Origin of the sequence: Natronoarchaeum sp. GCM10025321 (assembly GCF_042663585.1) — an archaeon.
GTDB lineage: Archaea > Halobacteriota > Halobacteria > Halobacteriales > Natronoarchaeaceae > Natranaeroarchaeum.
Genome location: NZ_JBHTAN010000006.1, coordinates 574,188 through 587,305, shown reverse-complemented (window position 1 = coordinate 587,305; position 13,118 = coordinate 574,188). Strand labels below are relative to the sequence as shown.

Here is a 13,118-nt window from a genome sequence, read left to right as displayed (position 1 = left end):
CCCTACGTATAATCGTAGGTCGGGCGTGCACTGAGTTGACACACGAGGCGTTTGATACGGCTCCGAGATCACCGCTAGGCCACGAACTCGGTTGCCAGCACCACCACGCCCACGACGGCGAAGACAACACCGAGTACTGGCTCCATCACTTCGCTCGGAACGTACTTCGAGACTCTCGTCCCGATAGTCCCGCCAACGAGCACGCCCGGAATCGACCACGCGACCACGTACCAGACTGGCGTCGCCGAGAGGGCGTGCACGACCGCACCGGCAATCGCCGCGACGCCGAGTACGAAGACGCTGGTCGCGATGGCGACGCGGGGCGGTAGCCGACAGCGAACGATCAACTGTGTCGTCGTGATCTCGGGCAAGCCGGCGCTGATCAGGCCGGTGATGAACCCCCCCAGGGTCGATAGCCCGATTCCCGGCGGTCGCCAACAGGTGTCGTATCGGAACACCTCGCCGTCGGCGGTTTCGATCACCGTTTCGCCCCGATCGTCGTTTTTCTCTTCGAGGAACGATCCTTCACGCTCCCCGGGGACACACTTCTCCGGTGGATCGTAGTAGACGAGAAACCCGCCGAGTACGAGCAGTCCGACGCCGAAAGCGATAGTCAACAGTACTGTCGGGACGACGTGAGCGGCGAACGCGCCGACGACAGTCGCAGGAACTGCGCCCAGAAGCAGCCACTTTGCGGTCGCGTAATCGACGACGCCCTGCCGAACGTAGTTGAGCAGACCGTTCCCCATCCCGAACACCTCGGTCAGGAGGCCGGCACCGATGGCCTGCGCGGGAGCGAGTCCGACGCCCAGAATGAAAAACGGGCTGAAGAAGAGCGCCCCCGAAACGCCCGAGGAGAGCGCGACCAGCGAAAAGACGACCGAGGCCGGAAACACCCACCAGTGATCGAGGAACTGCTCGACCGGAAAGCCGGAGGGCACGATGGTCGTTCCGAAAACGCCATCGAACGCGCTGGGGCCGCCGGATCCGTGTAACGCGACGAGAGCAAGGACTCCGAGGACGCTGACCGCCGCGCCGAACAGTACGGATCGACGTTCAGTCATCGGTCTCGGCTTGGCGTGTCTGACACACGGCGGATCCCGCCCGGACTCGACTGTACTCCGTCGCCATCGGCCATCCCCGGGTGGCGTCTCCTGGCCCGATGATCATCCGAATAGCTCCGTTACCCGCTCCTCGTCGGGCGTCCAGCCAACGAACTCGCCGCCCTCGAACGAGAGGTCTGCGGAGGCGACGTAGTTACACAGGCCGACGTAGAAGTCGATCAGCAGGCCAACTGCGACGATTTCCGAGGGCGAGTACTCGCGGGCCAGGGCGTCGTGAATCGTGTCGGTGACCCGACCGGATTCGACTGCACGGGCGTACTGTAACAGGACGAACTCGGCGTCGTCGAACGGCGAGAAGTCGCCGCCACCGATCGCCTGCATCTCCACTATCGTCACGCCCCTGTCGCGAGCGATATCGACGTGTTGGTGCCACTCGTAGCGGGCACCGCGTGCCTTCGCGACGGTGAGGATAACGAGTTCTTTTCGCCGGTCTCCGATCTGCTCGTACAGCGTGTTCAGATACTCGAGCGTCGCTTCGAGCACCTCCGGGTTGTGCGCCCAGACGCGGAAGATATGGCGGTCCCCCAGATACTCGTCGGTGAACAGGTGGTGATACTCCTCCGGGATCTCGTCTCTGTCGAGTAGTGGTAGTCGTGACATGGTTCACCTCTGTTTGAGGATGGTCACTGCGGGTTCGTCCGGTCCCGATCTGTTCTACGCAAGGATGCCAGCCCCGAGGAAGGCACCGAGAACGACCCCGTACACGAGATGGACGACCCCAAAGGTGATCATCATGTTCGTGTCGGGAGCCATTCCCAAAACCGTACGCATCCAGAACATCATCCCGCCGATCATCAGGACGATGCCGTAGAGCAGGCCCAGACCAGCGGCGACGGCCAGCGAATCGAAGCTAAGCCCGACGAACGGGACGCCGAAAGCGAATACGATACCCGCGCCGATCCCGTACAGGAGGTGTAACGCCATTCCGGGCATTGCGTACTCCTCGGGGTCGCCTCCAGCGATCTTCGCGACGAGACCGGCCGTCGGTGGCGGACCACCGTCGCCCAGTGTCGACATCAGCACAGTCATTACGATCGTTGCTACGAGGCCGCCGATCAGTCCAGCGATGAGTGAAGCCATCGTGATCGGACAGACGCTGCCCGCCTAATTTAAACAACTCCGATGATGCAGTTTCCATACACTGCCGCAGTTGGTTTTAAGATGTATCTGGTTCTGGATGCTCCGTTCTCGCGGAGAAAACGGGCCGCAGTCGCGTGACTTCGCAGGGCGGCGCTTACTGGATACCGAGATTCAACTCGATGATCTGTGAGAGCATCGCCGCGAAGTTGGTATCGACGCTCCAGATAGCGGTCTCCTCGCCGGAGTCGTCGAACGTCTCGTCGTCGGTCACGCTCAGGAGGAGCGCGTTGCCGTCGGCGAGCACGATACGACCGGCAGGATTGTCCTCGTCGTACGGCATCGCTGGCTCGACGACGTCGATTTCCGCGTACTCAGCGAAGATACCCCGGATCTCCGGGGACTCGCTGATCACCATGACCGAGATACCCTCTTTAGCCCTGTCCCGCAGTGTCTGCTCGATCTCGTCGGGCAACAGCGCTCGCTCGCCGGCACCGAACACGATCCGGGAGTTCGCGCCATCGAGAACCTCCTGGGCCCGGGCATGGATCCGTTCACGGCCGCGAAGCGTCCAGATCGCCTCCTTTTCCTCCTGGCCATCGTCGTGCTGGGACTGAACCTGCTCGACGTAGTCGAACGCCTGTTTTTGCTCCCGCTCGAACCGCGAGCGGAGCGTCTCTTGTGCCTCTTCGATCCCGACAGGCCGGTACTGGATCGGGTTGGACTGCTGGACCTCGACCAGACCGCGGTCGGCCAGCGCGTCGGCGACGCTATACACCTGCGAGCGTGGGACATCCGTTATCTGATGGACGTCACGTGCGGTGCCGCCGCCGAGTTTCTGGAGGGCGATGAACACTTTCGCCTCGTAGCTCGTCAGCCCGAGTCGTTCGAGCGACTCGATAGCGTCGGACTCGTTCATTTATCCGCACCTTCCCAGTCTTCGGGGAACTCCTCGGTCGTGCCGCCGTCGGTATCGGCCGTATGGGATGCCGGGTCCGAGACGGTGGCCGTGTCGTCGCTCGACTGGCTACCGGCGGCTTCTGCGGCCGAGTCTTCGGCGATTTGACTCTCGTCAGCCTCCGCGGCTGAGTTGGCGGCGGACTGGCTCTCGGCCGTCGAGACCCAGCGGTGATAGACGTCTTCGAGCACCGACTGGGCGATCCGGCCCTCTCTCGCGCTGACGCCAGCCTCGCTGAGCACGTTCTCGTCGGGGGCGTCCACCGCGTCTAGTCGCTCCGACTCGGGCGTCGTGACGGGGATAGTCTCTGCACCCTCGACAGGGTGGTCGTCGTCAGCCGTGGTGAGCGTTCCGTCGAACTCGATCGTCTCACCGCCCGGGACGTCCTCGGGCACCGTCGCGACGTAGCTCATTCGGAGATCGACCGGCGTGACGGTCTCCCAGAGCACGTAGAGCGTCCGGCCGATCTGTTCGCACTCGGTCGGTTCCGGGCTAAGAGCCGTCACGTGGCCACCTTCGCCCGGTGCCTCCTCGGCCAGGACGACCCGGCCCTCGGAGGCTTCGACGGCCACAGTGGCCTCGAACTCCTCGCCAGCCGAAAGCTCCTCTCTCGACACCGTTCGGGTCGCCTGTGCGTCAGCCTCGTCGACGGCGGGCGCCGAAGACGCCTCGCTCGCGGCTCCAGCCGGTGACTCACCGGGTTCGGGATCAGCCGCCGCCGCTGCAGCGTCGTCGTCGCGGTCGTCCGACGGCTCGATCTCTAGCTTCTCACCGGGGCCGAAGTGACGTGTCCACAGCACCAGTAGCGAGGGGAGGACGATCACGCTCCCGAGGAACGCGTAGATGATCGTCATCCCGGTGATGATGCCGAACTGCTGGAGCACCGGTAGGATGGCAAAGCCGAGCACGCCGAAGCCGCCGACGGTGGTCGCCGCGCTGCCGAGCAGCGCGCCGCCCGTACCGGTGACCGCGACGTCCATCGCATCCCAGGCGCTTTCGTGTCTGTCGAGTTCCAGAATGTACCGCTCGCTGATGTGGATGCTGTAGGCGACGCCAAGCCCGACAGTGAGGCTCGTAATCATCCCCGTCAGCACGTTAAACGGCATCCCGAGCAGATACATCGTCCCGAGGATCCAGCTCACCGAGAGCGCAACCGGGACGAGCGTCACGAGGCCCAGAACCGCGCTCCCGTGTTGGATCCGGTAGATCACGGCCAGGAAGCCGAACACTGTGACGAGCGTCACCAGCAGGCTCTGGATGACGGTGTCGAATAGCTGACCCTGGACGACTTCGTTGACCACTGGGCCACCGGTGGCGATTGCAGTTCGGGACTCGCTCTGTCCCGCGTCGTCGATGCCGTCCGCAACCGTCCGCATCTCGCTCGTCACGTCGCCCGTTGCGGCGTCACCGCGAATCGAGACGGAGAGCAGGAGTGCTTCGTACTCGCCGTCATCCGTCTGGTAGACGACGTTGGCCGCCTCGCTCGGCGCGACCTCGTACAGTTCGTCGTACACCTCCTCGATGTTCTGGTCCGGAACGCCGTCGCCATCCGTATCCGCTGCGGTGAACGTCTCGTTGAACGACTCGTTCCGGTCGGCGACCGCCTGCATCGTTCCGATCGGACTCCGCGTGTCGGCCCCACCCGTCGAGAGGGTCACGGCAGAGTCAGTCTCCGCCGCCTCCGCTTCCGCGGCATCGATCCGCTCTAACGTCTCCGCGTCGGTCGCACCACCCCTGACCAACACGTTCGCCTGCGTGTCCTGCCGGATGAAGTTCGCGTTGACGTACTCGAAGTTGTCCTTGGCAGTGTAGTCGCCGGGGGCGATCACGTCGGGGAGATCTTTCATCCAGTCCGGCGGGTCGTCGGCGAGGAAGTCCTCGTCGTCGAAGCTAGTGCTGACCTGCGATCCGCCGACAGCACCACCAACGCTGATGACCAGCGCGAGGGCGATGACGACATAGGGTGCCTTCCGTGCGAGAACGGATCCCGTCGAGAGCAGGTCGCTGAAGCGCCCGCCGCCGGTTCCGAATGCCGTCTTTTTGCGGTCGAAGCCCCAGCCCTCGAGTATCTCGTCGATCTCGATTTTCAGGGCGGGCATCAGCACGCCGAAGATCAGCAGCGCGGAGATGATGCCGACGCTGCTGACGATACCGAACTCCTGGATCGGCGCGACAGGGCTGACGAGGTTCGAGAGGAACCCGAACACGGTGGTGGCGGTTACCCACACGAGCGCGACGCCGACCCCGGTTAGGCCGACGGTCATCGCCTCTCGGATCCCGCCACGGCCGGTGTAACCACCGGCTTCCCGTTGCTCCCGATGGCGCATGAAGATGTGTATCGCGTAGTCGATCGAGAGCCCGATCAGTAAGACGGGAACGGCGATGAAGATCTGGTTGAACTGGATACCGGCCCAGCCCATGAACCCGAAGGTCCAGATCAGCACCGCGATGATTCCCATAGTACCCAGTAGAATGTCGACCAGGTCGCGGTAGGCGACTGCTAGCGCGACGACGACGAAGAGCAAGGCGAGCGGCCCAACGATTGCCAGTGACTCACCCATCGATCGGTCGATCTCCTCGCTGATCGCGCCAAAGCCGAAGACGATCACTTCGTCTTCGGTTATCTGCTCGTCGCCGACCGACTGCATCGCGAGTTGGCTGTCGATCAGCGTGTCGGAGACGTCACCAGTCTCGAAGTTGCCGGCCTGGGCGACGTCCTGTCGGACGAGCATCATCCGCGCGTCCGAGGAGCTACTGCCCGGTTCGTAGCCGGTCGGCATCAGTTGGAAGGCGAAGTCCTGACCCTCCTCCGGATCGAGCACCGTCGTCGTGACGTTCTCGAACTCCTCGTCGTCCATTCCCTCTACGTGCTCGATCTGCTCGTCGAGCGAGGGCGTCGTGCCGTCCTGTAGCGCCTGCTGATCGGCTTCGAGTTGCTCACCGCGCTCTTCGAGTTCGTCGAACTCCGCTTCGAAGACGCCAACAGTACCGAGTTCGTAGACCTCGCCGATCGATTCGTCGATCTGCTCGATCTCCGCCTCGTTGTCGGCACCCTGCTCCTGTGCGGCGACGAGGTCGTTTCGATCGCTCACGAGCCCCCGAAGCTGGGCGACCGCATCCTCGAACGTCGCCGTCTCTTCGTCATCCAGATCCGCGGTAGCGTCGTCGACGACGGTACCGATTTCGGATTCGATCCGCTGCTGTTCGGACTCGTAGGTCGCCTGATCTATCTCGCCGTTCTCGAACTGGCGTTCGACTTCGTCGAGTTCGGTCTGCAGTGCACGGGTCTCGTTCAGTGCCGCTTCGAGTTCACCGGCACGGCCTTCGAGGGCCGCAGTGTCCTCTTCTAGCTGCGCGCCGCGGGCTTCCAGTTCGGCGGCCCGCTCGGTCTGAATCGACGTGATGGCGATCAGGTTCGAGACGCCGGTGATGGCGTTGTCTTCGGCCAGAGTATCAGTGATCTCCGGATCGTCCTGTATCGTCTGTTGATACTGGAGCGTCGACAGGACGGACTCTCTCGTGAGGACGTCGTCTCCACGAACGATTACCTGTACTCGTGTGATGTTCTCCTCGCCCGGCGGGACGAAGTTGTTGTCGACGTACTCCTGTGCGTCGACCTCTTCGTTCTCGCTCTCGAACTGGTCGAGCGACGATGACTGTTCGACCATCGCCGCGCCGCTTCCAAGAACCAGTGTTATCACCAGCATCACCGCGATAGCGGTTTTGCTGTAGGTCGTTACGAGCGATGCGAGTCGTTCGGGAAGACTCACAGCGACACCTCGCTTCGATCGTTGTCGTAAAATATGCTGTTAGTAGGATCCATACAACAGTCCTGTTGTTATTCGACTACTAACAACGTTTTAGATATAACCGTGTCGGTATCGGAGCATGACTCCGCCGTTCCAAAACCGTCCGGTAATCGCGTTACAACTGACTGGTGAGCCGGTGACAACAAGGAAAACACGGGACGCAGACTACCCGGTCGGGACCGGTTACTCGTCCTCGAACGGCGACCCCGCGGCTTCCGGTTCGTGGCCATCGAGGCTGATGATGTTCTCGCGGCCCACACGTAGCTTCGAAATCTCGCCCTCGTCTTCCATGTCGGACAGCAGCATACTCACCTTCGATTTCGACCAGCCAGTCTCCTCGACGATGTTGACCTGTTTCATTCGGCCGCCGTTCTCTTCGAGCAGGGTCACCACGCGGACCTCGTCGGTCAGGAGTTCCTCGTCGGGGACTGTCGTTTCGCTGCTCTGCTCGGCCGCGGCCGACTCCTCGGGCGGTGATGCAGGCGTCGCCGTCTCGGCCTCGGACGACGGGAGTCTGTCGAGCACGCTCCCGTCCCGTCGCCAGGCGACGATAGTTCCGATTCCGACGACAAGGACGACGATGCCCGTCAGCAACATCAGCGGATCGTCCTCGCCATTCGTCGTCCCGTTCACGTCGCCGTCAGCAGTCGTATCGTCCTGCACTGCATCAGCAGGCTGGAGGACGACCCGGGGGCGGTTGTCGGTGAACGTCTCTTCGCCCTGCCAGGTCAGCGTCTCGCTGTCGGTCAGGTTCTCCCCGGAGAGTTGGGCGTTCTCGGGATCGTACTCGGTGAACGAGAGCCCTTCGCCAGCCTCGAACACGATCCACTGGCTCTCGCCGATGTAGTGGCCGCCCTCGTAGATGTCGCCGACGACGACGCGGTCGTCCTGTTGCCTGGCGAAGCCGTCCCAGTAAAACGACATCCTGACGACGCCGATATCGTTACCCTGGGAATCGCTCTCGATGGTGGCTTCGCGCTCGAAGTCCCGGGCGTTCATCTCCCGGTCGAGTTCGCCGTCAGCGTTTGCTACGAGGGTCTGTCCCTGGTTCTGAAAGTCAACGAACAGTTGATGCTCGCGGTTCGAGTTGAACTCCTTGGCGAACGCCTCGAACTGATCGCGCTCCGCCTGATCTTCGAGATAGCGATCGGACTGAAACGTCCACTTTGCCGTGCCGTTCTCGTGAACCGTTATCTTGAAGCGCTCGACATCGACTTCGCCGGACTGTGCGAGTGAGAGATCGCCATCTGACTGTGCGGCGAGATCACTGCCGTATTCGGGTGACACGGCGAGCGGACCGTCGTGCCCGTCCGTCGGCGTCGCCGCGGCCCCAGAGAGGGCCATGAGAAGAGCGGCCCCAACCAGGATCGTCAACAAAAGCCCGATGCCCAGCGATCGGTTCATACTGTATAAGAAGAACGCGGGCCATACAAAAGACCTTGCGACCGATACCAGCGTATGGTAAGGCGTCACTACGGGCGGGAGTAGCCTCAGGGAGCCAGACGGTTCTTCCGGTTTTTCATCTGCTCGTTGTAGTGCTCGAAGGTGATCGGGCACCACTCCTCCGCGAGGTCGAGGATGTCCTCGGTCATGCCGCGGACCTCCCATTGGCTGTCTGCCGCAGCACGCATGTCAGCCACGTGCATCAGCATCCGGGCGTTCAGCGACATCACCATGTTCACCTCGGTCCCGATCGGTAGGACAAAGCGGGCGTCCTCCGGGGGCATTCCCAGATCGAGCAGTTCCTGATAGTCCTCGACGGACTGACGAACCGAGCGCTGGAATATCTCCTCGCGTTGCTCGACGGTCTCCTCGTCGACCTGTCCCTCCGTCTGGTTCCGGCCGACCCAGTCGGGATCGCTCGCAGAGGGCGGCGTGACGACCATCTCGCCGTCCTCCACGTCCGCCGGATCGACCTCGTCGAAGGCGACATAGCGCATGGACTGGACGTCGAAGGAGACGTGCCGGTGACGGGTGATCTGGGCCATACACGAGCGGCTGAGTCCCTTGATCACGAAGGTCGCCTGGGGGTGCTCGAACGGGCCGAAGTGGCCGTGGTCAAGCAGGTGGCCGATCAGCGTCTCCTTTTTGTCTTCCATCGAGTCACCGCCGACTGATTCCATGATCTCCTCGAACGACTGGTCGCCGACGAATCCCGACATGTAGTCGTTGCGCGCGCCGGTACAGATGACCTCCTCCGGGTTCTCCGTAGCTTCGAGCAGTTGGACTTCCATACACACGTGGCTGGGAGGCAGAAAGATAACGCTGCTGTTCTCCCACGGATTTGAAGGCTTCTCGTGAGCAGTATTCCATATGTCGTATCAGACCGCATCACCGGACGACGTCGAATCGGTGCTCGGCGACGAACAGGGCGGCCTGTGGTTTCTCAAGGAGCCACTCGATACGGAGTCGCTCGGCGTCTCCGTGCTCGAACTCGAACCGGGCGCGAGCGGCATGAAGCACGATCACATCGAGGACGAAATAGAGGAGGTATACGTCGTGGTCGACGGCACGGTCGAAATCGAACTCGACGGGGACACCGAACGCCTCGGCGCGGACGAGGCAATCCGGCTCCCGGCCGACCAGACCCGCCAGGTCCACAACACAAGCGACGAGAGAGCACGGCTAGTGCTGATGAGCGCGCCGGAGTAGGACCACCCAGCCGACAGGCCCAAACGCGGGCCACGCATAGCTGCCCGGCATGGTGACCAACATCGCGAAAGGCGTACAGGCGTTCACGAGCAACGCGTTTCTCGTCTCCGGCGACCGAACAGTGCTCGTCGATACGGGCGCGAACTTCGACGCAGTCGCCGCGGTTCGGGACCGCGTCGACGCCCTCGACGCCGTCGTCCTGACTCACACCCATCAGGACCACGTCGACAACCTCCCCGCAGTCAAGGACGCGTTCGACGTCGAGGCGTGGGGGTACGATCCGGACGAGTTCGGCGTCGATGTCGAAATCGAAGACGAGGCGCGCGTCCAGATCGGTGACGACGAGTACGTCGCACTGCACACGCCCGGTCACAAGGACGATCATCTCTGTTTCTACGCGGCAGGCAGGGAGAGGCTGTTCGCGGGCGACCTCGTCTTCCAGAACGGGAGCTTCGGTCGGACGGATCTCCCAGAGGGCGACCGGGGGCTACTGGTCGACAGCATCGACCGGGTGCTCGACCGCGTCGACGACTCGCTCGCGGAACTGTACGTCGGCCACGGCCCCAGCATCACGAACGAACCGTACTCGCACATCGAACTGTCCGCGAAGATGGCTCGGCAGCAGTAACGCCGGGCGTAGCTCTTTGACAGTTGCTGTCGTAGCCAACTCCTGGGAGCGACAATGACTGGCAAATCACTGCTGATGATCGTCGGCGATTTCGGCGAGGACTACGAGATTATGGTACCGTTTCAGGCGCTACAGGCGGTCGGCCACGAGGTCGACGCGGTCTGTCCCGAGAAAGAGGACGGCGAGACGGTCAAGACGGCCGTCCACGACTTCCGTGGCGACCAGACGTATATGGAGTCGCGCGGCCACGACTTCCAGTTGACGGCGACGTTCGCGGACGTCGACGTCGAGGCGTACGACGGACTGGTGCTTCCCGGCGGGCGCGCGCCGGAGTATCTGCGGAACTTCGAGCAGGTGATCGACGCCGTCCAGTCGTTCGACGAGGCGAACAAACCGATCGCGGCCATCTGTCACGCCGCCCAGATCCTCACGGCCGCGGACGTCGTCGAGGGGCGGACCTGCACGGCGTATCCGGCGCTCGAAGCGGACGTCCGTGACGCGGGCGGCGAGTGGGCCGAGGGCGTCGCAGTCGACGAGAACCTCGTGACGGCCCAGGCGTGGCCCGACCATCCCGGCTGGATCGAGGCGTTCCTGGACGTGCTCGGCACCGAAATCGACCACGAGGAGCCGATGGCCGCGGACGACTGAGAGAACAGCTAAAACGTCACTCGGCGACGGCGAGCAGTTCGTCGTAGGCGTGCGAGTAGGCATCTGCGACCGCACCCGGTTCGCCCCTTTTTTCGCCACCGAGCGCTGGTAGCCCGACGCTTGCGACCGGGTCGATCTGTGCGATGACGTCCTCGACGCACTGTTCGAGCGTCCCCTCGCGGGCGCTTCCGCGGGCCGCCTCGCAGGCGGTCGCGTAGCGGTCACCGTCGTAGATGCGCGCACGAGCGGGTTCGACGACCGCGACGGCGTCCGCCGTAAACCCCTGGAGGGGCCGCGCGATGTCGCCGTAGGATTCGACCACCGCGCGGTCGTGACGCTCGATCCGCGTCGCGACGGCGTCGAGGGCCGGGAGATGGCGCTTGCGCGTCACGTCGTTCAGTTCGTCGACCGTCTCGACGGTCGGCGCATCCGCGAGCGGGAGCCGCTCACGAACCGCGTGAGGCACGTCCGCGGCCCCGTTCCGTACGAACGCCCCTGCGACCCGGTCGAGGACGAACCGTCGGTGAGCGGCACCGATCAGCCCGCCGTCCGGGCCGGGCGAGGGACGCCACAGGCGGTGAATCGGATTGATCTCTTCCGGCGACACGTCGTCCGCGCTGGCCGCCGCGAGCCGTTTCGCGTCCTTGCCGTACAGTCGACCGTCTCCGATGGCCTGCCGGACGTCGTCCTGGTCGAACCAGTAGTCGTTGCCCGCACGAGGTTTGAAGCCGGTGCCGTCGATCCAGTCGAGAAGTCCGGTCGAGAACGTCGTCTTCCCGGCGTCGACCCGATCGCTACCGGCGACGAGCAGCCGCATACGCTACTCCTTGAGGCCGTAGTAGCCCGGTTCGTCCTCCGCGCGCGGTTCCGCGATCACCAGATCCTCGGCGTGGACCATCACCCACGGAATCGCCCAGTCGAGCAGGACGTCCTCGGTCTCGGCCTCGATCTCGGCGTCGGGATCGAGTTGCTGGAGCAATCGCGCTATCTCGTAGACGGTGTACATCTGCCCCGATTCGAGCAGGTCCTCGGGGGTGCTGAAGTCACAGGGAAACAGTTCGTCGAACTCGGATTTCGGTACGGGCATAGCTGTCGGTAGACGTGTCGAGTGGGTAAATGGCGCGATTCGATGCCGACCTAGCGGTCGCGGGAGAGCGTGAGATCGCTCCCCTTGCTCTCGCCGGGGAGGATATCGCCGAGCGCGCCGCCGAACGCGGCGGCCGCCCAGACGACGCTGACGTGACAGAGCGCCACCCACGGGACTGACCAGTCGACGCGGCCCCACAGTGTCATCGTGAACGCCGCGGTGAAAAAGGCAATCGAGAGGACTCCGGCTAGCCGTCGCGGGACGATGCCGAGGATCGGGTTCGCCCGTTTTACCTCCTGAATATCGGCCCAGTAGAGCAGGCCGATCGTCATCACGACGACAAAGGCCGCATTGGCGACGAAGAAGGCTGGCTCCGCGACGAAGTGGTCACCGATAGCGAAGACGCCGTCCTCGACCAGCATGGGCAACGAGATCAGGATGCTCCCGACGAAGGTCTCGGCGACGTCACGGCCGGTGTACTTGTCGATCTGTTTACCAAACGTCTTCCCGCCCGGAACCCGGTGTGCGAGTTGGATGGTCCGCTGGACGTGCTCGCGTTCGGCTGGATCGTCTACCGTCTCTTCGAGCAGTCGGAGTTCGTCCATCAGGTCGGCGACGTTCGCGCTCTGTGGCAGTTTCTCTTGGTCGGGTGTGCCGCCATCAGGACGGGATGGCTCTTCCGGACCGTCTCCGGCGTGCTCCGACGGGGGCTCCCCTCCCGATCCTGGATCGCTCATACCGCATGACGGTCAGGAATCGTGTAAAGCGTTGTGCATATTTGACGGTGAGCGGCGGGCGATCACGGACCATCCCCGTCAAACTTATATATGCCTCCGGCAAAGCCTCACTGTCTGATGCCTAAAGTCGAGATCAACGTGCCAGATCATCTGGATATGCAGATCACGCAGATGGTCGAGCAAGGCGAGTTCGTGAACCGTGAAGAGGCAATCGAAGACCTGCTATCAGCAGGCCTCAAAGCGTACAAGACCAGCGGTCCGTCTGACGATGACGAGCAGCAAGGATACGACGACGCACTAGAAGACGACGGGATGATGGGCCACGACGACGAGTACGTCTTCTAGACCGTTCGCTGTCGCGGCGAAGCGAGGATGATTTTACGCGCGAGGTAGACCAG

Annotated in this window: 14 protein-coding genes; 4 read left to right on the top strand and 10 right to left on the bottom strand. The window is 63.1% G+C overall.

The genetic code is table 11. The features are described from left to right. Positions 1 to 74: 74 nt before the first annotated feature. From ACFQL3_RS05835 to thyX, 7 genes are all read right to left on the bottom strand, one after another. On the bottom strand, positions 75 to 1,064 hold the full coding sequence (locus ACFQL3_RS05835) for a sulfite exporter TauE/SafE family protein (RefSeq protein ID WP_377052274.1): 990 nt from the start codon (positions 1,062 to 1,064) through the stop codon (positions 75 to 77). A 102-nt stretch (positions 1,065 to 1,166) separates the two neighbouring features. Further along, on the bottom strand, positions 1,167 to 1,724 hold the full coding sequence (locus tag ACFQL3_RS05830) for a carboxymuconolactone decarboxylase family protein (protein ID WP_377052272.1): 558 nt from the start codon (positions 1,722 to 1,724) through the stop codon (positions 1,167 to 1,169). A 54-nt stretch (positions 1,725 to 1,778) separates the two neighbouring features. Further along, entirely contained in the window at positions 1,779 to 2,204 is a 426-nt protein-coding gene (locus ACFQL3_RS05825; protein WP_377052270.1) for a hypothetical protein, read from the bottom strand. Positions 2,205 to 2,358: 154 nt separating this feature from the next. Beyond that, a complete protein-coding gene (locus ACFQL3_RS05820; RefSeq protein WP_377052268.1) occupies positions 2,359 to 3,120 on the bottom strand; it encodes a TrmB family transcriptional regulator in 762 nt (253 codons plus the stop codon). After that, positions 3,117 to 6,929 (bottom strand): MMPL family transporter, encoded by a 3,813-nt coding sequence (locus ACFQL3_RS05815; protein WP_377052266.1) that lies wholly within the window; start codon positions 6,927 to 6,929, stop codon positions 3,117 to 3,119. Before ACFQL3_RS05815 ends, ACFQL3_RS05820 begins: the two co-directional genes overlap by 4 nt. Positions 6,930 to 7,151: 222 nt before the next feature. After that, a complete protein-coding gene (locus tag ACFQL3_RS05810; RefSeq protein WP_377052264.1) occupies positions 7,152 to 8,372 on the bottom strand; it encodes a helix-turn-helix transcriptional regulator in 1,221 nt (406 codons plus the stop codon). Positions 8,373 to 8,458: 86 nt separating this feature from the next. Beyond that, positions 8,459 to 9,202: an FAD-dependent thymidylate synthase gene (gene thyX / locus ACFQL3_RS05805; RefSeq protein ID WP_377052262.1), complete on the bottom strand. Its 744-nt coding sequence runs from the start codon at positions 9,200 to 9,202 to the stop codon at positions 8,459 to 8,461. Positions 9,203 to 9,281: 79 nt separating this feature from the next. On the opposite strand from thyX, the gene ACFQL3_RS05800 reads away from it, so the two are divergent. From ACFQL3_RS05800 to ACFQL3_RS05790, 3 genes are read left to right on the top strand one after another with little or no spacing between them, the layout of a single operon-like run. Continuing rightward, complete coding sequence (locus ACFQL3_RS05800) at positions 9,282 to 9,620, top strand: cupin domain-containing protein (protein ID WP_377052260.1); 339 nt, start codon at positions 9,282 to 9,284, stop codon at positions 9,618 to 9,620. Positions 9,621 to 9,669: 49 nt separating this feature from the next. After that, positions 9,670 to 10,248, top strand: a complete 579-nt coding sequence (locus tag ACFQL3_RS05795) for an MBL fold metallo-hydrolase (RefSeq protein ID WP_377052258.1) — start codon at positions 9,670 to 9,672, stop codon at positions 10,246 to 10,248. Between the two features lie 54 nt (positions 10,249 to 10,302). Further along, positions 10,303 to 10,896 (top strand): DJ-1/PfpI family protein, encoded by a 594-nt coding sequence (locus ACFQL3_RS05790; protein ID WP_377052256.1) that lies wholly within the window; start codon positions 10,303 to 10,305, stop codon positions 10,894 to 10,896. A gap of 16 nt (positions 10,897 to 10,912) precedes the next feature. Here ACFQL3_RS05790 and ACFQL3_RS05785 read toward each other — a convergent pair whose 3' ends face one another. Genes ACFQL3_RS05785 through ACFQL3_RS05775 form a run of 3 tightly spaced genes read right to left on the bottom strand, consistent with a single transcriptional unit; the run spans position 10,913 to position 12,720 of the window. Then, entirely contained in the window at positions 10,913 to 11,713 is an 801-nt protein-coding gene (locus ACFQL3_RS05785; RefSeq protein WP_377052254.1) for an ATPase, read from the bottom strand. Positions 11,714 to 11,716: 3 nt separating this feature from the next. Then, positions 11,717 to 11,983: a DUF5827 family protein gene (locus ACFQL3_RS05780; protein ID WP_377052252.1), complete on the bottom strand. Its 267-nt coding sequence runs from the start codon at positions 11,981 to 11,983 to the stop codon at positions 11,717 to 11,719. Positions 11,984 to 12,033: 50 nt separating this feature from the next. Then, positions 12,034 to 12,720 (bottom strand): DUF2391 domain-containing protein, encoded by a 687-nt coding sequence (locus tag ACFQL3_RS05775; protein WP_377052250.1) that lies wholly within the window; start codon positions 12,718 to 12,720, stop codon positions 12,034 to 12,036. 117 nt (positions 12,721 to 12,837) lie between these two features. On the opposite strand from ACFQL3_RS05775, the gene ACFQL3_RS05770 reads away from it, so the two are divergent. Continuing rightward, on the top strand, positions 12,838 to 13,065 hold the full coding sequence (locus tag ACFQL3_RS05770; RefSeq protein WP_377052248.1) for a ribbon-helix-helix domain-containing protein: 228 nt from the start codon (positions 12,838 to 12,840) through the stop codon (positions 13,063 to 13,065). Positions 13,066 to 13,118: the final 53 nt, after the last annotated feature.